Origin of the sequence: Streptomyces spongiicola, from assembly GCF_003122365.1 — a bacterium.
Lineage (GTDB): Bacteria > Actinomycetota > Actinomycetes > Streptomycetales > Streptomycetaceae > Streptomyces > Streptomyces spongiicola.
The window spans coordinates 4,911,575-4,930,045 of record NZ_CP029254.1; the positions used below are offsets into that span (position 1 = coordinate 4,911,575).

General features: G+C 71.8%; 18 protein-coding genes. 12 read left to right on the forward strand and 6 right to left on the reverse strand.

Annotated features, from left to right (window positions below; genetic code table 11):
- Positions 1-82: 82 nt before the first annotated feature.
- The 9 genes from DDQ41_RS21640 to DDQ41_RS21680 all read left to right on the forward strand — a co-directional run bounded on the left by DDQ41_RS21640 (position 83) and on the right by DDQ41_RS21680 (position 9,891).
- Positions 83-1,321 carry an amidohydrolase gene (locus DDQ41_RS21640; RefSeq protein ID WP_109295963.1) on the forward strand — a complete coding sequence of 413 codons (1,239 nt, stop codon included), beginning with the start codon at positions 83-85 and terminating at the stop codon, positions 1,319-1,321.
- A 147-nt stretch (positions 1,322-1,468) separates the two neighbouring features.
- Positions 1,469-2,515 carry a BMP family lipoprotein gene (locus DDQ41_RS21645; RefSeq protein WP_109295964.1) on the forward strand — a complete coding sequence of 349 codons (1,047 nt, stop codon included), beginning with the start codon at positions 1,469-1,471 and terminating at the stop codon, positions 2,513-2,515.
- A 224-nt stretch (positions 2,516-2,739) separates the two neighbouring features.
- Complete coding sequence (locus tag DDQ41_RS21650) at positions 2,740-4,308, forward strand: ABC transporter ATP-binding protein (RefSeq protein WP_109295965.1); 1,569 nt, start codon at positions 2,740-2,742, stop codon at positions 4,306-4,308.
- Positions 4,305-5,414 (forward strand): ABC transporter permease, encoded by a 1,110-nt coding sequence (locus DDQ41_RS21655; RefSeq protein ID WP_109295966.1) that lies wholly within the window; start codon positions 4,305-4,307, stop codon positions 5,412-5,414. The genes DDQ41_RS21650 and DDQ41_RS21655 overlap by 4 nt, the downstream gene beginning before the upstream one ends.
- A gap of 121 nt (positions 5,415-5,535) precedes the next feature.
- A complete protein-coding gene (locus tag DDQ41_RS21660) occupies positions 5,536-6,807 on the forward strand; it encodes an ABC transporter permease (protein WP_109295967.1) in 1,272 nt (423 codons plus the stop codon).
- Positions 6,804-7,313 carry a cytidine deaminase gene (locus tag DDQ41_RS21665; RefSeq protein ID WP_109295968.1) on the forward strand — a complete coding sequence of 170 codons (510 nt, stop codon included), beginning with the start codon at positions 6,804-6,806 and terminating at the stop codon, positions 7,311-7,313. Before DDQ41_RS21660 ends, DDQ41_RS21665 begins: the two co-directional genes overlap by 4 nt.
- A 118-nt stretch (positions 7,314-7,431) precedes the next feature.
- On the forward strand, positions 7,432-8,709 hold the full coding sequence (locus DDQ41_RS21670; protein ID WP_109295969.1) for a thymidine phosphorylase: 1,278 nt from the start codon (positions 7,432-7,434) through the stop codon (positions 8,707-8,709).
- Positions 8,710-8,880: 171 nt separating this feature from the next.
- Entirely contained in the window at positions 8,881-9,471 is a 591-nt protein-coding gene (locus DDQ41_RS21675) for a Uma2 family endonuclease (protein ID WP_109295970.1), read from the forward strand.
- Positions 9,472-9,570: 99 nt separating this feature from the next.
- Positions 9,571-9,891: an STAS domain-containing protein gene (locus DDQ41_RS21680; protein ID WP_109295971.1), complete on the forward strand. Its 321-nt coding sequence runs from the start codon at positions 9,571-9,573 to the stop codon at positions 9,889-9,891.
- Between the two features lie 12 nt (positions 9,892-9,903).
- Here DDQ41_RS21680 and DDQ41_RS21685 read toward each other — a convergent pair whose 3' ends face one another.
- The 3 genes from DDQ41_RS21685 to DDQ41_RS21695 all read right to left on the reverse strand — a co-directional run bounded on the left by DDQ41_RS21685 (position 9,904) and on the right by DDQ41_RS21695 (position 13,206).
- The gene (locus tag DDQ41_RS21685; RefSeq protein WP_109295972.1) at positions 9,904-10,920 is read right to left on the reverse strand and encodes a sigma-70 family RNA polymerase sigma factor; all 1,017 of its coding nucleotides are present in this window, start codon (positions 10,918-10,920) and stop codon (positions 9,904-9,906) included.
- A gap of 65 nt (positions 10,921-10,985) precedes the next feature.
- On the reverse strand, positions 10,986-11,672 hold the full coding sequence (locus DDQ41_RS21690; RefSeq protein ID WP_167450327.1) for a L,D-transpeptidase family protein: 687 nt from the start codon (positions 11,670-11,672) through the stop codon (positions 10,986-10,988).
- Between the two features lie 238 nt (positions 11,673-11,910).
- On the reverse strand, positions 11,911-13,206 hold the full coding sequence (locus tag DDQ41_RS21695) for an MFS transporter (RefSeq protein ID WP_167450271.1): 1,296 nt from the start codon (positions 13,204-13,206) through the stop codon (positions 11,911-11,913).
- Between the two features lie 62 nt (positions 13,207-13,268).
- On the opposite strand from DDQ41_RS21695, the gene DDQ41_RS21700 reads away from it, so the two are divergent.
- The gene (locus tag DDQ41_RS21700) at positions 13,269-14,222 is read left to right on the forward strand and encodes a LysR family transcriptional regulator (protein WP_109295974.1); all 954 of its coding nucleotides are present in this window, start codon (positions 13,269-13,271) and stop codon (positions 14,220-14,222) included.
- A gap of 459 nt (positions 14,223-14,681) precedes the next feature.
- Here the strand turns inward: DDQ41_RS21700 and DDQ41_RS21705 are convergent, their stop codons facing one another.
- Positions 14,682-15,506 (reverse strand): alpha/beta hydrolase family protein, encoded by an 825-nt coding sequence (locus DDQ41_RS21705; RefSeq protein WP_109295975.1) that lies wholly within the window; start codon positions 15,504-15,506, stop codon positions 14,682-14,684.
- Between the two features lie 151 nt (positions 15,507-15,657).
- On the opposite strand from DDQ41_RS21705, the gene DDQ41_RS21710 reads away from it, so the two are divergent.
- Together DDQ41_RS21710 and DDQ41_RS21715 are read left to right on the forward strand one after the other, a co-directional pair.
- Positions 15,658-16,845 (forward strand): adenosine deaminase, encoded by a 1,188-nt coding sequence (locus DDQ41_RS21710; protein ID WP_109295976.1) that lies wholly within the window; start codon positions 15,658-15,660, stop codon positions 16,843-16,845.
- 143 nt (positions 16,846-16,988) lie between these two features.
- Positions 16,989-17,297 carry a hypothetical protein gene (locus DDQ41_RS21715; RefSeq protein ID WP_109295977.1) on the forward strand — a complete coding sequence of 103 codons (309 nt, stop codon included), beginning with the start codon at positions 16,989-16,991 and terminating at the stop codon, positions 17,295-17,297.
- A gap of 193 nt (positions 17,298-17,490) precedes the next feature.
- On the opposite strand, the gene DDQ41_RS21720 is transcribed toward DDQ41_RS21715, so the two are convergent.
- Both DDQ41_RS21720 and DDQ41_RS21725 read right to left on the reverse strand, forming a co-directional pair.
- Positions 17,491-17,721 (reverse strand): PspC domain-containing protein, encoded by a 231-nt coding sequence (locus DDQ41_RS21720; RefSeq protein WP_109295978.1) that lies wholly within the window; start codon positions 17,719-17,721, stop codon positions 17,491-17,493.
- Positions 17,722-17,812: 91 nt separating this feature from the next.
- The gene (locus DDQ41_RS21725; RefSeq protein ID WP_109295979.1) at positions 17,813-18,382 is read right to left on the reverse strand and encodes a VanZ family protein; all 570 of its coding nucleotides are present in this window, start codon (positions 18,380-18,382) and stop codon (positions 17,813-17,815) included.
- Positions 18,383-18,471 lie beyond the last annotated feature (89 nt).

Here is an 18,471-nt window from a genome sequence, read left to right on the forward strand (position 1 = left end):
TCCCCCTGTAGGGCTGAACTTTTGTTGATCTCGAGTTAGTTGGGCCTGGAAGGGGCCTACTCTTCAACGGGTGAACCAGTTGATGTCCCGCGAGCCCGACGCCGGCCTCCCCGGCGAGTCCGAGCTGCCCGGCGGCCACGTTCTGCCCGGCACGCTGCCCGACGCCCTGCGCACCGAACTCATCGCCTTCCGCCGGGACTTGCACATGCACCCGGAACTCGGGAACCAGGAGTTCCGCACGACTGCCGCGATCAGGACGCGGCTGGAGGCCGCCGGCCTCCACCCGCAGGTGCTCTCGACCGGCACGGGACTCGTGTGCGACGTGGGTGCCGACCGGGTGCGGCCCATGCTCGCGCTGCGCGCGGACATCGACGGGCTGCCGATCCCGGACACCAAGGCGGGGGTGCCGTACCGCTCGACCGTGCCGGACCGGGCCCACGCCTGCGGCCACGACGTTCACACCACGGTGGTGCTCGGCGCCGGGCTGGTGCTCGCCGACCTCGACCGGCAGGGGCTGCTGCCCCACCCGGTGCGGTTGATCTTCCAGCCGGCGGAGGAGGTGCTGCCGGGCGGCGCGGCCGACGCGATCGAGTCCGGGGTGCTGGACGGAGTGGGCCGGATCATCGCGGTGCACTGCGACCCGCGGGTCGACGCCGGCCGGATCGGACTGCGCGCCGGTCCCATCACCTCGGCGTGCGACCGGCTGGAGATCACCCTCGACGGCCCCGGCGGCCACACCGCCCGCCCGCATCTGACCACGGACCTGGTCACGGCCGCCGCCAAGATCGTCACCGAGGTCCCCGCGCTGTTGGCCCGCCGGGTCGACACCCGTTCCGGACTCGCTCTGACCTGGGGCCGCATCGAGTCCGGGCACGCCTGCAACGTGATCCCGCAGCACGCGGAACTCGCGGGTACCGTCCGCTGCCTGGACCTGCCGGCCTGGCGGGAGGCCCCGGACCTGGTGCACGCGGCGGTCGACGAGATCGCGACCCTGCACCGGGCGAAGTCCCAGATCAACTACATCCGCGGGGTGCCGCCCGTGGTCAACGACCCCGTGGTCGCCGAGCTGCTGCACGACGCGCATGCCGCGCGGCGCGGATCGCAGGCGATCGAGGACACCGAGCAGAGCCTCGGCGGTGAGGACTTCTCCTGGTACCTGGAACACGTCCCGGGCGCCATGGCGCGCCTGGGCGTCCGTGCCCCTGGGTCGGGCACCCGCCTCGACCTGCACCGGGGCGACTTCGATGTGGACGAGGAGGCCATCCGTGTCGGCGTCGAACTCTTCACCGCGGCGGCGCTGCTCGACGACCACCGATCGTAACCGGACAGTTCACCTTGTGTTCGCCGAACGCGACGATCCGATAACGGCTGTCGAACACGTCTTTACCTGACATCTACGCGCGTTACGATCGCCGCAAAACCAGCGCCGGAAGTGGCGCTTTCGGTCAGGTTTATAAGGAGCCTCTCAGTGCGCCGGATCACCAGGATCGCCACCGTGGGCATAGCGTCCGCGGCTCTCGCGCTGTCCGCCACCGCGTGTGGCGGCAAGACCTCGTCCGAGACCGGCTCGGACGGTGGTACCAAGGCCGCCATCGCCTACGACATCGGCGGTCGCGGCGACCAGTCGTTCAACGACGCCGCCTACACGGGCCTCGCCAAGGCCGAGAAGGAACTCGGCGTCAAGGGCACCGAGGCCGAGCCCAGCGAGGGCGAGGCGGACCCGGACAAGGTCCAGCGCCTCACGTCGCTGGCCCGCGCCGGCAACAACCCGGTGATCGGCGTCGGCTTCGCCTACGCTCCGGCCATCGCCGAGGTCGCTCCGAAGTTCCCGGACACCACCTTCGGTCTCATCGACGACACCTCCAAGACCGGCAAGAACATCGCCAACCTGGTCTTCAACGAGGAGCAGGGCTCGTACCTGGCCGGTGTCGCCGCCGCCAAGGTGACGAAGTCCGACACCGTCGGCTTCATCGGCGGCGTCGAGACCCCGCTGATCAAGAAGTTCGAGGCGGGCTACGTCCAGGGTGTCAAGGACACCAACAAGGACGTCAACGTCAAGGTCCAGTACCTGACCCAGCCGCCGGACTTCGGCGGCTTCTCGAAGCCGGACCTCGGCAAGGCCGCCGCGCAGGGCCAGCTCGACGCCGGCGCCGACGTGATCTACGCCGCCGCCGGTCTCGCGGGCTCCGGCTCGATCGAGGCGGCTGCCAAGGCCAAGAAGTGGGCCATCGGCGTCGACTCGGACCAGTACAACCAGCAGGGCCTGGCCGCGTACAAGGACTTCATCCTCACCTCGGTGACCAAGGACATCTCGGACGCCGTCTTCAACCTGATCAAGTCGGTCAAGGACGGCAAGCCGCAGTCCGGTGAGATCCGCTACGGCCTGGACAAGGACGGCGTGGGCCTGGCCACCTCCAACCCGGCCTTCACCAAGATGACGGACGTCGTCGCCGCGGTCGACAAGGCCAAGGCCGACATCATCGCCGGCAAGATCGACGTCAAGTCCGCTCCGTAGCCGAGCGGTCCGATCCGATGGTCCCCGGGTCCGGAAGGGCGGTGCGAGCCGCCCTTCCGGACCCCGGGCCGGGTTCTGGCCGTCGGTTTTCGCTATTCGATATCGCTACGCGCGTAGAGCCCCTGTGGGCGCGGTAACTTCGCCCCACTCCCTGCCCGCGACACCCTTGTGGCGTCCGCCCTGCCCACTGCTTCTCGCTCCTTCCCCGCCAAGGAGAGTGCGTCATCAACGCGTCCAGTCCGTCAACGCCGCCGGCTGTAGAACTGCGCGGCATCACCAAGCGCTTCCCCGGCGTCGTCGCCAACCACGACATCGACATCACCATCGGCAAGGGCACGGTCCACGCTCTCGTCGGTGAGAACGGTGCCGGCAAGTCGACCCTGATGAAGATCCTCTACGGCATGCAGAAGCCGGACGAGGGGACGATCACGATCGACGGCGGGCAGGTCGGCTTCCACAGCCCGGCCGACGCCATCGCGGCCGGCATCGGCATGGTCCACCAGCATTTCATGCTGGCGGACAACCTCACCGTGCTGGAGAACGTCGTGCTCGGCGGCGAGAAGCTGTACGGGATCGGGGCGAAGGCCCGCGACAGGATCAGGGAGATCTCCGACGCGTACGGGCTGAACATCCGCCCCGACGTCCTCGTCGAGCAGCTCGGTGTCGCCGACCGCCAGCGCGTCGAGATCCTCAAGGTGCTCTACCGCGGCGCCCGCACCCTGATCCTCGACGAGCCGACCGCGGTGCTGGTGCCCCAGGAGGTCGACGCGCTCTTCGACAACCTCCGCGAGCTCAAGGCCGAGGGCCTGACCGTCATCTTCATCTCCCACAAGCTGGGCGAGGTGCTCTCGGTGGCCGACGAGATCACCGTCATCCGCCGCGGCACCACCGTCGGCACCGCCGACCCGCGCGGCACCACCCCGAAGCAGCTCGCCGAGCTGATGGTGGGCAGCGAGCTGCCCTCGCCGGAGACCCGCGAGTCGACCGTGACCGACGTTCCGATGCTGGACGTCGACGGGCTGCGGCTGACCGCGACCGACCCCGACGGCGTCGTCCGGGAGGTCCTCGACGGCATCACCCTCACCATCCACAAGGGCGAGGTCATGGGCATCGCCGGTGTCGAGGGCAACGGCCAGACCGAGCTCATCGAGGCGCTGATGGGCATGCGCGACCCCGACGGCGGCGTCATCACCCTCGACGGGACGGACATCTCCCGTGTGCCGACCCGCAAGCGCCGCGAGGACGGCATCGGCTACATCCCCGAGGACCGCCACCGCCACGGACTGCTGCTCGAGTCGCCGCTCTGGGAGAACCGCATCCTCGGCCACGTCACCGAGCGGCCCAACAGCGTCAAGGGCCTGCTCGACCTCAAGGCGGCCCGCAAGGACACCGAGCGGATCGTCCGCGAGTACGACGTCCGCACCCCCGGCATCGAGGTCACGGCCGCGTCCCTGTCCGGCGGCAACCAGCAGAAGCTGATCGTCGGCCGCGAGATGAGCCACAACCCCAAGCTGCTGATCGCCGCCCACCCCACCCGGGGCGTGGACGTCGGCGCGCAGGCGCAGATCTGGGACCAGATCCGCGAGGCGCGGCGGGAGGGCCTGGCGGTGCTGCTGATCTCCGCCGACCTGGACGAGCTGATCGGGCTCTCCGACACCCTGCGGGTGATGTACCGCGGCCGGCTGGTCGCGGACGCCGACCCCGCCACGATCACCCCCGAGGAGCTGGGTTCGGCCATGACCGGCGCTGCCACCGGGCACCTCGAGCACAACGAGAACGGTGAGGGCCGATGAAGAAGTTCGACAAGGACCGGCTGCTCCTCGGCCTCGCCGGCCCGGGCCTCGCCCTGGTCGTGGCGTTCCTGCTCACCTCGGTGGTGCTGCTCGTCTCGGACCGCGACCCGATCGAGCCGTACCGCCTGATGTTCCAGACGGCCGAGTTCACGGACGTCCAGGTCAACATCGTCAACCAGGCCGGCACGTACTACCTCGCCGCGCTCGCCGTGGCCGTCGGCTTCCGGATGAACCTGTTCAACATCGGTGTGGACGGCCAGTACCGCCTCGCCGTGATGCTCGCCGCCGTCGTCGGCGCGTCCGTCGAACTGCCCGGCCCCCTGCACATCCTGCTGATCGTGATCGTCGCCATGCTGGTCGGGGCGCTCTGGGCCGGTATCGCCGGAATCCTCAAGACCACCCGCGGGGTCAGCGAGGTCGTCTCCACGATCATGCTCAACGCGATCGCCACCAGCCTGATCGCCTGGATGATCCTCCCCGCCAACCTCGGCGAGCAGCTGCCCGGCTCGAACGACCTGACCACCGGCGAGATCGCCGAGTCCGGCTGGTTCCCCGGCCTGTCGATGGAGGGCGGCACCATCTACGGCTTCACCCTCGTCGCCTTCGCCCTCGGCATCGTCTACTGGTTCACGCTCAACCGCACCCGCTTCGGCTTCGACCTGCGCGCCACCGGCGCCAGCGAGTCCGCGGCGCAGGCGAGCGGTGTCGACTCCAAGAAGATGATCCTCACCGCCATGCTGATCTCGGGCGCGGTGGCCGGTCTCGTCGGCATGCCGCTGCTGCTGGGCCAGACCCACACGTACAGCCTGAGCTTCCCGGCCGGCGTCGGCTTCACCGGCATCACCATCGCCCTGCTGGGCCGCAACAACCCGATCGGCATCTTCTTCGCCGCGCTCCTCATCTCCTTCATCGAGAAGACCTCGGCCGACCTGGACCAGTTCGGCTACGAGAAGGAGATCGCGACGATCATGCAGGGGCTCATCGTGATCTCCGTCGTCGTGTCCTACGAACTCGTCCGCCAGTACGGGCTCCGCCGCCAGCAGCAGAAGGTCGGCGAGGAACTCGCCGCCCAGGCCCGCAGGAACAGGGAAGAGGTCGCGCTGTGAGCGACGCGCGCGCGGCCGCCGGGCCGCAGACGACGACGAAGGCCGCGGCCCTGCGCCGCGGGAGCGGAGAACGGGTCACCGCCCAGGCGTCAGCGCCGGGGGAGAACGAAATGAGGACGGCATGAGCGAGTCCACGAGCACGGTCTCGACGACGAGCACCGCGCCCCGGAAGGGCGGTGGACGCCCCACGCTGTCGCTGCCCGTCATCCTGCTGGCCGTCGCGGCCGGTCTCGCGCTGTTCTCACTGGTCCGAGTGATCAGCGGAGCCAACGACCTGACCTCGGTCGGCCAGGTCTCCGGAGCCCTGCAACTGGCCGTGCCGATCGGCCTCGCCGGTCTCGGCGGCCTGTGGGCCGAACGGGCCGGTGTGATCAACATCGGCCTCGAAGGCATGATGATCATGGGCACCTGGTTCGGCGCCTGGGCCGGGTTCCAGTGGGGCCCCTGGTCCGGTGTCCTGATGGGCGTCGTCGGCGGCGCGCTCGGCGGCCTGCTGCACGCGATCATGACGGTGACGTTCAACGTGAACCACATCGTCTCGGGTGTGGCCATCAACATCCTCGCCGTCGGCGTCACCCGCTACCTGTCGAACTTCACCTTCGCCGAGGAGCCCGGCGGCTCCTCGAAGCAGTCCCCGCGCATCGACGAGATCCCCGAGATCACCATCCCCGGGCTCTCGGAGGCCCTGGCGGACCTCCAGGCCAGACACTGGTTCTTCGTATCCGACCTGGCGGGCGTGCTCGGCGGCCTGGTCACCGACCTGTCCCTGCTGACGGTGATCGCACTGCTGCTGGTGCCCGCCACCTGGTTGATCCTGTGGCGCACCGGCTTCGGCCTGCGGCTGCGGTCCTGCGGTGAGAACCCCGTCGCCGCCGAGACCCTCGGCGTCAACGTCTACAAGTACAAGTACATCGCGGTGATCGCCTCCGGCGGGCTCGCCGGACTCGGCGGCGCCTTCCTCGTGATCGTCTCCACCGGCATCTACCAGGAGGGCCAGACCGGCGGCCGCGGCTACATCGGTCTCGCCGCGATGATCTTCGGCAACTGGATGCCGGGAGGAATGGCACTCGGAGCCGGACTGTTCGGCTTCACCGACAGCCTCAAGCTGCGCGGCGGCGCCGAGAACGTCCACGCCATGCTTCTGCTGCTGGCGATCCTGCTGGTGCTGGCCTTCGCCTGGCAGCTGTACAAGAAGAAGTACTGGCAGGGCGCGATCTCCCTCGCCGTCGCCGGCATGCTCTTCACCTGGTACGGACTCACCGACGCGCTGCCCAGCCAGTTCGTGGACGCCGCTCCCTATGTCACCACCCTGCTGGTCCTCGCGCTCTCGGCACAGCGCCTCAGGCCGCCGAAGGCCGACGGTCAGCCGTACCGGAAGGGGCAGGGCAAGTGACGCCCGGCCCCGCCCCGGCCGCCGAGGCCGGAGCCGCCGACTGGGCGGCCCTGCGCGAGGCCGCACGGGACGCGATGTCCCACGCGTACGTCCCCTACTCGGGCTACCCGGTCGGTGCGGCCGCCCTCGTCGACGACGGCCGCACCGTCAGCGGCTGCAACGTCGAGAACGCCTCGTACGGCCTGTCGCTGTGCGCCGAGTGCGGACTCGTGTCGCAGTTGCAGGCCTCGGGCGGCGGCCGGCTCACCCACTTCACCTGTGTGGACGGCAACGGCGACGTGCTGATGCCGTGCGGCCGCTGCCGCCAGCTCCTGTACGAGTTCGGCGGGCCCGCCCTGCTGCTGGACACCGAGGCGGGCATCCTGCCCCTCTCCGAGATGCTGCCCCTGGCCTTCGGCCCGCAGAAGCTGGGCCCCGGCGGGCCCGGCCCGGACCGGCCGGGGTCGCAGGAACCGGGCCCGGAGAAATCCGGCCCGGAGGGATCCGGCCCGGAAGGGCTCCGCTAGCGCCCGGAGGGCACCGGGCCCCGCGGGCCATGACCCGGCGGCCCCTCCGCCGCTCCGGCGGAGGGGCCGCGCCATCTTTCGCACCACCTCGTTCGCACCCGGAAGGACCCCACAGCACATGGACGCCATCTCCGTCATCCGCACCAAGCGCGACCGAGGCGAACTCTCCCCCGAGCAGATCGACTGGGTCATCGACGCGTACACCCGCGGCGAGGTCGCCGACGAGCAGATGTCGGCCCTGGCGATGGCGATCCTGCTCAACGGCATGAACCGCACCGAGATCGCCCGCTGGACCGCCGCCATGATCGCCTCCGGCGAGCGCATGGACTTCTCGTCGCTGTCCCGCCCGACCGCCGACAAGCACTCCACCGGCGGCGTGGGCGACAAGATCACGCTTCCGCTGGCACCGCTGGTCGCCGCCTGCGGCGCCGCCGTGCCGCAGCTGTCCGGCCGCGGCCTCGGCCACACCGGCGGCACCCTCGACAAGCTGGAGTCCATCCCCGGCTGGCGGGCGCTGCTGTCCAACGAGGAGATGCTGCGGGTCCTCGACACCACCGGTGCGGTCATCTGCGCCGCGGGCGACGGGCTCGCCCCCGCCGACAAGAAGCTCTACGCGCTGCGCGACGTCACCGGCACGGTCGAGGCGATCCCGCTGATCGCCTCCTCGATCATGTCCAAGAAGATCGCCGAGGGCACCGGCTCGCTCGTGCTGGACGTGAAGGTGGGCTCCGGTGCCTTCATGAAGAACGTCCGGGACGCCCGGGAACTGGCCTCCACCATGGTCGGCCTCGGCACGGACCACGGCGTGAGGACCGTGGCGCTGCTCACCGACATGTCCACCCCGCTCGGCCTCACCGCCGGCAACGCCCTGGAGGTCCGCGAGTCCGTCGAGGTGCTGGCGGGCGGCGGCCCCGCCGACGTCGTCGAGCTGACCCTCGCGCTGGCCCGCGAGATGCTCGACGCGGCCGGCGTCGGGGACGCCGACCCGGCGAAGGCCCTGGCCGACGGTTCGGCGATGGACGTATGGCGCCGCATGGTCGCCGCGCAGGGCGGAGACCCGGACGCCGCGCTCCCGGTCGCCCGCGAGCAGCATGTGGTCACGGCAACGGCCTCGGGCGTGCTGACCCGCCTCGACGCCTACCGGGTCGGCGTCGCGGCCTGGCGCCTGGGCGCCGGCCGGGCCCGCAAGGAGGACCCCGTGCAGGCGGGCGCCGGCGTCGAACTGCACGCCAAGCCCGGCGACGAGGTCACCGCGGGCGCCCCGCTGATGACCCTGCACACGGACACCCCCGAGAAGTTCGACTACGCCCTGCGGTCCCTGGAGGGCTCCTTCGACATCGCCGCACCGGGCACCGCCCACGAGGCGACCCCGGTGGTGCTGGAGCGCATCGCCTGATCCGGGCTTGCGCGTCACCCGTCCCCGACGCGTTCCGGGGCGGTGACGTCCTCCCGGTCGCCGACCCGTTCCCGGTCGGCGACTTCCTCCGGGTGAACGGGACCGGCGGTGGCCGCCGGTCCCGTTCGGCATGCTGCTGGACTCGGTGACGCACCGGCAGAGGAGACCGCCATGAGCGCACTCAGCGTCGACCCACCGGCCCCTCACGGCCGGGAGTGGGACGACCTCGTCCGACTCCGGGAGGAGACGGACGCGCCCGAGGGCTGCAAGGCGGAGATCGTCGAGGGGATCGCCACCGTGTCACCCACGCCTGCGAACAGCCACAACAGCGTCGCCCAGCGGGTCCAGCGGCAGCCGTACACGGTGATTCCCGAGGACTGGGGCGTCTACCAGACCCTGGCCGTGGCCATTCCCTCTCGGCTGGGCATGTTCGTTCCGGACCTGGTCGTGGCGCCCGAGGCGGCTCTCGGCGAACCCGGCCACCACATCCCCGCCGCGGCCGCCCTGCTCGTCGTCGAGACCACCTCGAAGTCCAGCGCCGACCACGACCGGATCGAGAAGCTGCACGGCTGCGCGACGGCCGGAGTGCCCTTGTATCCGCTGCTCGACAGCCGGCACTCGGGGCGGCCCACAGCGACCCTGTACGGACATCCCGGGAACGCCACGTACCGCGTACTCGACACGGTGGAGTACGGAGAAGGGCTGCACATCTCCGCCCCCTTCGACCTCACGATCGACACCGGCGCCTTCCCCGCCGGCTGACAGCGCGCGCGGACTTCCCTGCCCGCCCCTGCCCGCCTCGCGCGGGTTGTGACCGCGCCGCTCCGATGAGTTGCCGCGGCGGGCGCGGTCTCCTCTCCTATGGACAGCATCGAGCAGCCCGTCGTTCTGGAACTCAGCGGCCGGATCACCCCGGCCGATGTGCCGTTGCTGTGCGCCCGGCTGTGGAGACACACCGCCGCCGGAGGTGCCGGCGGGGAGATCGTGTGCGACGCGGGCCGGCTGGCCGTCGCCGATCTGACGGCCGTGCACGCCGTGGCCCGGCTGCGGCTGACCGCGCGGAGACTGGGCCGGGAGCTGCGGCTGGTGAACGCCGGTCCCGAACTGCTCGCCCTGCTCGACCTCACCGGGCTGGGCGGCGACGACCCGGGCCGGGCGGCTCCGGTCAGCCCCCGGTGCTGAGCCGCTGTGCACTCAGCCCCCGGCGCTGAGCCGCTCCGGCACTCGGCCCCCGGCGCTGAGCCGCTCCGGCAGCCCGAACAGCGGGAACCACCGCTCGGTGTCGAGGAAGAAGTCCATCGCGCCGATCCGGCCGCCGGTGACCTCCAGGACGATCAGCGCCCACGGCGTGTAGCCCTCGCAGTCCCGGCCGCGGTGGTACTGCGCGAAGGCCGGCGAACCGTTGGCCACCGTCGGGAGCAGCTTCGAGCCGCGGCACACCTCCCCGGGACCGAGCATCCAGCCCGTGATGTCGTCGTGGCCGCGCAGCCACAGGTCGTACGGGGGCATGGACATCGTGGCGTCCTCGTGGAGCAGCGCCGTCAGCGCCCGCATGTCGTACCCCTGGAAGGCGGCGACATAGCGCTCCAGCAACTGCTGCTGCTCCTCGTCGAGCGGGTCCGCCGCATCGGAGTCCGAGGGGTCGTAGTCGGCGAGGGAGGCGCGGGCCCGCTGGAGCGCGCTGTTGACCGAGGCGGTGGACGTGCCCAGGAGTTCGGCCACTTCGGCGGCCTTCCACGCCAGCACCTCCCGCAGGATCAGCACCGCGCGCTGCCTCGCGGGCAGGTGCTGGAGCGCCGCGACGAACGCCAGCCTGATCGACTCGCGCTCCACCGCCGTGTCGGCCGGGTCGGCCACGGACGGCAGCACCCGCCCGTCCGGCACCGGCTCCAGCCAGGTGATCTCCGGACGGGCGGTGAGCCGGGCCCGCGCCACCGGGGTGGCCTCGGTCAGGTCCATCGGACGGGCCCGGCGGTTGCCCGCCTGAAGCATGTCCAGGCACACGTTGGTGGCGATGCGGTACAGCCAGGACCGCAGCGAGGACCTGCCCTCGAACTTCCCGAGGTTCTTCCAGGCCCGCACCATGGTGTCCTGGACCGCGTCCTCCGCCTCGAAGGCGGAGCCGAGCATGCGGTAGCAGTATCCGGTCAGCTCCCTCCGGTGGCCCTCCAGCCTGGATTCGAGGTCCCGTGCCGTCGCCTGATCATCCATGGGTCTGTCCTGTCGCCGTCCGCTCCAGCCCTCGGGACGCTACAGGGCGGCACTGACAGAGGGCCTCAGGTGCCGGGCTTGCGACCGTAGACGTGCACGTCGTCCCCGTTCCTGAGCAGGTTCCAGTACGCCTTGGCGTCCGCCGGCCGCATATTGACGCACCCTCCGGAGCCGGGCGGGTTGTACATGCTCTTGGTGACCGAGTGGAACGCCTGCCCGCCGTCGAAGAACTGCGAGTGCGGCATCCACACCTTGTAGATCGTCGACCAGTGGTTGGCGCTGCGGTAGTAGATCCGCTTCGCGCCGGTCCGGGTCTCCGCGCCGTCCCGCCCGGTCCGCACCGGGACCGGCCCGTACGTCAGCTTCGCCCCGTCCTGGATCCAGCTCAGCTGCCTGGTCAGGTCGACGCAGGCGATGCGCCCCTTGGTGGTCGGGCAGACGCCGGCCTTGTTCGGGGTCGTGCCCGCGGCCCGCTGGGCGAGGATGGTGCTCATCGTGCGCCAGGTGACCGGACCCGCGTAGCCGACGGTCGGGGTGATCCCGTGCCACCGCTGGAAGGTCTGGATCGCCTTGCAGTCCGACGGCGACTGCCGCCCGTCGACCTTCAGGCCCATGAACTTCTCGACCTCCTTCTGGTAGGGCCCGGTCGACGTCGTGCACGACGCCGCCTGGGCCGGCGCGGCGCCGAGCGCCAGGCTCAGCGGCACCACCAGCCCGGCGGCGCCGAGGGCGACGCCACCCCGTCTCCGTATGGTCCCCCACTGCCCTGTGCGTCCCACGGTCACCAACTCCCCTGCACGCCCGGTGCGGTTGCCTTGAACCTTGGACGCGTACGGGCGAGCCGTGGTTGTAGGGAGGAGGGCACGGATTCGGCAGAACCGCCGGGGCCGGGCCGGGGGTCGGGGCGAGGGCCGGGGCGGGATGCGGTGGGGCCGGGGTGGGGCCGGGGTGGGGCCGGGGTGGGACTCCGCCACCGCCGTCACAGCAGCCTCAGTGGCCCACCGCCGCCGCGGAGAGCACGGGACGGCGTTCCCGCACCCGCGCCGCGTACGAGCCGTACAGCGTGATCGACACGACCCCGAGCACCGCCAGCAGCCCCAGCAGGACCGTGCCCGCCCAGCCCCCGGAGTGGAAGGCGACGGCGCCCAGCGTGCCGCCCGCGCTGCTGCCCAGGTAGTACGCGGACTGGTAGAGGGCAGAAGCCTGCGCGCGGCCCGTCGCCGCGGTACGGCTGACCGAGGAGGAGGCCACCGCGTGCCCCGCGAAGAAGCCCGCCGTGATCAGCACCAGGCCCGCCAGCACCGCGGTCAGCGAGTCGGCGAGCGACAGCAGCAGACCCGCCGCCGTCGTGCCGACCGCCAGGTACAGCGCACCGCGCCGGCCCAGCCTCCCCACCAGGCGGCCCGCCGCGGCCGACGACACCGTACCGACCAGATAGACCAGGAAGACGGAGCCGACGACCCCCTGGGACAGCCCGAACGGGTCGGCCGCGAGGCGGTAGCCGATCACGGTGTACACCGCGCCGAAGACCGTCATGAACAGCGCGCCGATCCCGTACAGCCGCATCAGCAGCGGGTCCGACAGATGACCGCGGACGGTGCGCGCCAGCGCGCCCGGGTCCAGCGGGCCGGGTGCGAAGTGCCGCGCCTTCGGCAGCAGCAGCCGGAACGCCACGGTGCAGACCACCGCCATCAGCCCGACCGCGGCGAGGGCCGCCCGCCAGCCCCACAGCTGCGCGACCCAGCCCGTCACGATCCGGCCGCTCATCCCGCCGACGCTGCTGCCCGCGACGAACAGCCCGATCGCCCCGATCAGCGCCTTCGGGCGCACCTCCTCCGCCAGGTACGCCATCGCCGAGGCGGGGATGCCCGCCAGCGCCGCGCCCTGCACCGCGCGCAGGGCCACCAGCCACTCCGGGCCGGGCGCGAACGGGACCAGCAGCCCGAGGGCCGTCGCCACCACCAGGGACACCGTCATCAGCCGCACCCGGCCGAACCGCTCGGACAGCGCGCTGAGCGGCAGTACGCACAGGGCGAGCGCCCCGGTGGCCGCGGAGACGGTCCAACTGGCCGTGCTCGCGGTCACGCCGAACTCGGCGGACACGGCGGGCAGCAGGGCCTGGGTGGAGTAGAGGAGGGCGAAGGCGGCGACACCGGCGGCGAAGAGCGCGAGGTTCATCCTCCGGTAGCCGGGGCGCCCGGGGGCGAGCCGGGGCGGGGCGGGTTCGGGGGACGGCGAGGAGAGGGCACCCACGGTGGCGGGCGCCCCGGTACTGGCGGAAGGCATACCCCGAAGGTAGGCACGGTCTTCTGATGCGTCCAATGCATAGAACGGCTTTAATCGTTCCCATGGTGCATGACCGCAGTCCACGGCCCCGCCTGTCACCGAGCAGTTACGAAGAAGACATGCGTCTGCTGCTCGCGCCGCGACTCGCGTACTTCGCCGGGGTCGCCCGCCACGAGCATGTGACCAGGGCCGCACAGGAACTCGGCGTGCCCCAGTCGACGCTCTCGCGCGCCATGGTCCGTCTCGAACAGGACCTGGGCGTGGTGCTGTTCGCCCGCAAGGGCCGCACCGTGTCGCTGACACCCGCCGGCCGCGACTTCCTCGCCTCGGTGGAGCGGGCACTCGGCGAGGTCGAGCGGGCGGCGGAGTCGGTACGCGCGGACGCCGACCCGTCCGGGGGCAAGGTCGCCTTCGGATTCCTGCACACCATGGGCTCCGAGACCGTGCCCGAGCTGATCCGGGCGTTCCGCGTCGACCACCCCCGGGTCCGCTTCACGCTGGTCCAGAACTACGGCGAGGCCATGATCGAACGGCTCCGGGCCGGCGAACTCGACCTCTGCCTCACCTCACCGGTCCCCGACGCGCCCGACCTGGTCGCCCGGCGCCTCGACGAGCAGCGGCTGCGGCTCGTCGTGCCGGACGACCACCGGCTCGCCACCCGCAGGCGCATCCGGCTGGCCGAGGCCGCGGACGAGACGTTCGTGACCCTCGAACCCGGCTACGGGCTGCGCCGCATCACCGACGCGCTCTGCGCCGAAGCGGGCTTCTCACCGCGCGTCGCCTTCGAGGGCGAGGAGGCGGAGACACTCCGCGGCCTCGTCGCCGCCGGCCTCGGCGTCGCCCTGCTGCCGCCGCCGGCGGTGCCGCGCCCCGGGGTGGTCGAACTGACCGTGACGGCACCGCGGGCGATCCGGGAGGTGGGGGTGGCGTGGCTCGACGGGCACCCGGACACCCCGCCGGTGGCGGCGTTCAAGAAGTTCCTGCTGTCGCGCCGGGGGAAGCTGCTCCCGGACTGAAGCTGCTCCCGGACCGAAGCCGTCGGGGGAAGCTGCTCCCGGACCGAGCCGCGCGAGCCGGGACTGCCCGCCCGGCGGGGACGAGGGCGCTCCTGCCCGCGGGCTCCCATGACCGTACGCCTGACCGGCTCGGCTCGGCTCGCGCCCGCAGCCGGGCCGTACGCCGGGGGCTGCGCCAGTACGCCCGGCCGGGCTTGTGCCCGCCCGGCTCGGCGTCCGCACGCTCAGCCCGTGCGCCCGGCTGGATTTGCGCACGCCCGGCTCGGCGTCCGCACGCCGGCGTGCGGGAGGGCTTTCCGTACCGCCGCCGCAACTCCGGGCACGCACCGGTTCTCCGGAGCCCCCGCGCCGTCAGTGCCCCCCGCGCCGTCGGTGTCGTCAGTGCCCCTCGTGAGGCCAGCACCGTCAGCACCATCAGTGCAGTCAGCACCGCCGGCACCGCCGGCACCGTCAGTGCCGTCAGTGCCGCAACGCCCGCCCGAAGCCCGCCGCCAGGGGCATGCGGAGGCCCAGCGGCGGGGGAGCGGCGAGCGCGTCCGCGACGGGACGGGCGTAGGCGCGCGAGAACAGCGAGCCGAGGACGAAGTCCGCTGCCAGCGCCTGTACTTCGGCCTGGTACTGCCGCAGCGCGTGCCCGTCCGAGTGGACCTCGAACCGGCAGGTGTCGCGGTTGGTCTTCTTCGCCCGTTCCGCCAGCCGGTACGACAGTTCCGGAGCGCTCCTGGCGTCGTCGGTGCCGTGCACGATCAGCACCCGGCGGCCCACGAGCTGCTTCACCGGTTCGGGGTCCGCCGCCGTGTCGCCCTCCGGCAGCCAAGGGGCGAGTGCCAGCACCGAGTTGACGGCGTTGTGGCCGGCCGCGTACAGCGCGGCGCGGCCTCCCATGCCCTGGCCGGCCAGGCACACGGGGACGTCGCCGTAGCGCCGTACCGCCTCGTCCACCGCCCGGGACGCGTCCCCGGCGAGCCGGGCCTCCGCGCCGTTCCAGCCGCGACCGCGGTAGCGCACCACATGCGCGGCGAGACCGTCCGCGCGGCCGGCCCGGGCGAGTGAGCGCGCCAGCGGCAGCGCGAAGGCGCGGGAGAGTGCGGAGGGGCCGCGTGCCGACCGGGGATCGCCGTCCGGAAGTACCAGCACCACTGCGGTGACGACCCCGTCCGCCGACTCCCCGAACGTCCGGACCGCGCGGCCCAGCCCGGCCCGCGCATCGCCGTCGCCTTCCCGTTCCTCCCGCACCGCGCTTCCCTCGAACCGTGCGCGGACCGACCCCGCCGCGCCCGCCATACGCCCCCACCACCGGGGCAGTGCCTGGTGTGCCATCCCAGAACAGTCTCAGAAGGGCAGGTGTACGCCACCCGTCCGCACGGTCACCGTTGCGTATCGACAGTCGATTCGTGCAGATGCCTTCTACGCGCGTAGGTAATAGAGTGCGGAGATGACGAGCCAGAAACCCCACGCGTCCTCCGGGGGAAGCGCCCCCGGGCACCAGGGGCCGACCGCGGAGCAGATCCGCCGCGCCCCCAAGGTTCTTCTGCACGACCACCTCGACGGCGGGCTGCGCCCCGGGACGGTCATCGACCTCGCCCGAGCGGTCGGCTACGACAGACTGCCCGAGACCGAGCCGGACAAACTCGGCGTCTGGTTCCACGAGGCCGCCGACTCCGGCTCGCTGGAACGCTATCTGGAGACGTTCGCGCACACCTGTGCCGTCATGCAGACCCGGGAGGCCCTCGAACGCGTCGCCGTCGAGTGCGCCGAGGACCTGGCCGAGGACGGCGTCGTCTACGCCGAGGTGCGCTACGCGCCGGAGCAGCACCTCGAAGCGGGGCTGACCCTGGAAGAGGTCGTCGAGGCCGTCAACGAGGGATTCCGTGAGGGCGAGCGCCGCGCCCGGGCCAACGGCCACCGCATCCGGGTCGGCGCCCTGCTGACCGCCATGCGGCACGCCGCCCGTGCCCTGGAGATCGCCGAGGTCGCCAACCGCTACCGCGACGAGGGCGTCGTGGGCTTCGACATCGCGGGTGCCGAGGCCGGCTACCCGCCCACCCGCCACCTGGACGCCTTCGAGTACCTCAAGCGGGAGAACAACCACTTCACGATCCACGCCGGGGAGGGGTTCGGGCTGCCGTCCATCTGGCAGGCCCTGCAGTGGTGCGGCGCCGACCGGCTCGGTCACGGCGTCCGCATCATCGACGACATCGAGGTCGCCGCCGACGGCGGTGTGAAGCTGGGGCGGCTGGCCGCGTACGTCCGGGACAAGCGGATCCCGCTGGAGCTGTGCCCGACGTCCAATCTCCAGACCGGTGCGGCGCCCTCGTACGAGGAGCACCCCATCGGGCTGCTGCGCCGGCTGCACTTCCGGGCCACCGTCAACACGGACAACCGGCTGATGAGCAACACGAGCATGAGTCGTGAATTCGAGCTGCTGACCGAGACGTTCGGCTACACGCTCGACGACATGCAGTGGTTCACCGTCAATGCGATGAAGTCGGCGTTCATTCCTTTTGATGAGCGACTCGCGATGATCAATGATGTCATCAAGCCGGGATACGCTGAACTCAGGTCCGAGTGGCTCTTTCGGCAGACGGCCACGACCAGCGGTTCCGGCTCCGAACAGGGCTGAGTCGAGGAGACGGGAAAACGGCCGGGATTGTCAACCCCCCGGTCCTTTTCCTGTTCCCGGGTGTTTGCGGGTCCGGGGAAGTGCTGGCTAGCTTGCGAAGCCGTGTCATTCTCCTCTCCCCCCTCACCAAGGAAACCCACCTGATGAAGCAAGCTGCTGCCAAGACCCTCGGTGCCGCCGCCCTGGGCGCCGCCTTCGCCGCTGCCGCCGCCGGTTCCGCGTCGGCGACGACGGCCCTCCCCGACGTCGGCACACCGCTCGACGCCCTCTCCGCCGTCCAGCCGGCCGCGCTGCCCGCCGTCCAGGACCTCGCCGGGCGGAACCTCGCCGGGCAGTCCGGCCCCCGGCTCCTGCCCGCGCCCGCCCCGGCCGGCGGCCTGCTGGGCGGTCTGCCGGTCGGCGCGACGCCGCTGAACGGCCTCCCGCTGAACGGTCTTCCGCTGCCCATGTAACGCGGGTGAGCGCCCGTGCGGCGCGGGTGTGGTGCCCGTGTGGCGCGGGTGGCGCCTGTGCGGCGCGCGTGTGGCGGGCGGGCGCCGAGGGATCCGCCGGGCACCGGTCGGGCACCGGACGAGCCGAGCCCTGGATACACGGGGCGCGCACCCGGCAACGGGGTGCGCGCCCCGCTCCTGGCCGCGGCGGCCGTCACCAGGTGGTGGACGCGGGCTTCTCCGCCGGCAGCAGCAGCCACAGCGCCAGATAGAGCAGGAACTGCGGGCCGGGCAGCAGACAGGACACCAGGAAGATCACGCGCACGGTGGTCGCGGAGATGCCGAAGCGCCGTGCCAGCGCCGCGCACACTCCGCCGATCATCCTTCCCCCACTCCTCCGGAGCGGGCGGTGCCCCCAGTCACGGGGTCGGGTGAGTGCGGCCATGGTGGGCTCCTTCGCGAGTCCTTCGGGGAGCCGTTCCGTCGGGCTCCCGATGACTCCATCGTCTCCCGGAACAAGCGGAGCAAGCGTCGCTCTAGGGGGCGATCCCGACCCTGGGAATCGTCGGGGTGGGACCCTGGGGGACGTCGTCCCGGAGCACACGCCCCCGCCCTCCGCCGCGGCCCGCCGGACGGCGTCCGGAACCCCCGCGCCGCAGCCGGGCCCGCCCGGCGGGGACGACGAGGAGATGGGCCAGCGCCACCCCCGCGGTGTTGAGGAGCAGCGAGTCCACGTCGACGACCCGGCCCGGTACCGCGGTCTGGAGCAGTTCGATACCCAGGGACATCAGCGCCCCCGCCGCGACCGTACGCGCCAGCGAGGCCCACGGTGAGACGGCGATCCTGCCGCCCGCCATCGGAAGCAGTATCCCGAGGGGCGCCAGGAGCAGCAGCCCCTCGCCGATCCGGCGTGCCGCCTGGACGGGGCCCGCCGCGAGGTCCGCCTTGATGCCCGCCAGCGGCTCCAGATTCGCCGCCGTCACCCACGGCACGTCCAGTGGGCGGAGCGTCAGCCACGCCACGACGGCGAGATGTGCGAAGAGGAGGACGCCTCCCGCCACGCGGAAGCGGATGGCGGCACTGCCGCCCGAACCTTGACGCTGCACGCCCCCCAAGACGCGATGGCCGGTGGGATCGGTTCCGCACGGACGCACCCGTGTTGTGAGCCCCGCCGAAGCCGCCCCGGCCGTCCTGC

Excerpts from the sequence above, each read along its gene's own strand:
- DDQ41_RS21640 (WP_109295963.1), top strand. The coding sequence starts at position 83 with ATGTCCCGCGAGCCCGACGCCGGCCTCCCCGGCGAGTCCGAGCTGCCC.
- DDQ41_RS21655 (WP_109295966.1), top strand. The coding sequence starts at position 4,305 with ATGAAGAAGTTCGACAAGGACCGGCTGCTCCTCGGCCTCGCCGGCCCG.
- DDQ41_RS21660 (WP_109295967.1), top strand. The coding sequence starts at position 5,536 with ATGAGCGAGTCCACGAGCACGGTCTCGACGACGAGCACCGCGCCCCGG.
- DDQ41_RS21670 (WP_109295969.1), top strand. The coding sequence starts at position 7,432 with ATGGACGCCATCTCCGTCATCCGCACCAAGCGCGACCGAGGCGAACTC.
- DDQ41_RS21675 (WP_109295970.1), top strand. The coding sequence starts at position 8,881 with ATGAGCGCACTCAGCGTCGACCCACCGGCCCCTCACGGCCGGGAGTGG.
- DDQ41_RS21680 (WP_109295971.1), top strand. The coding sequence starts at position 9,571 with ATGGACAGCATCGAGCAGCCCGTCGTTCTGGAACTCAGCGGCCGGATC.
- DDQ41_RS21685 (WP_109295972.1), bottom strand. The coding sequence starts at position 10,920 with ATGGATGATCAGGCGACGGCACGGGACCTCGAATCCAGGCTGGAGGGC.
- DDQ41_RS21695 (WP_167450271.1), bottom strand. The coding sequence starts at position 13,206 with ATGCCTTCCGCCAGTACCGGGGCGCCCGCCACCGTGGGTGCCCTCTCC.
- DDQ41_RS21700 (WP_109295974.1), top strand. The coding sequence starts at position 13,269 with ATGGTGCATGACCGCAGTCCACGGCCCCGCCTGTCACCGAGCAGTTAC.
- DDQ41_RS21705 (WP_109295975.1), bottom strand. The coding sequence starts at position 15,506 with ATGGCGGGCGCGGCGGGGTCGGTCCGCGCACGGTTCGAGGGAAGCGCG.
- DDQ41_RS21710 (WP_109295976.1), top strand. The coding sequence starts at position 15,658 with ATGACGAGCCAGAAACCCCACGCGTCCTCCGGGGGAAGCGCCCCCGGG.
- DDQ41_RS21715 (WP_109295977.1), top strand. The coding sequence starts at position 16,989 with ATGAAGCAAGCTGCTGCCAAGACCCTCGGTGCCGCCGCCCTGGGCGCC.
- DDQ41_RS21720 (WP_109295978.1), bottom strand. The coding sequence starts at position 17,721 with ATGGCCGCACTCACCCGACCCCGTGACTGGGGGCACCGCCCGCTCCGG.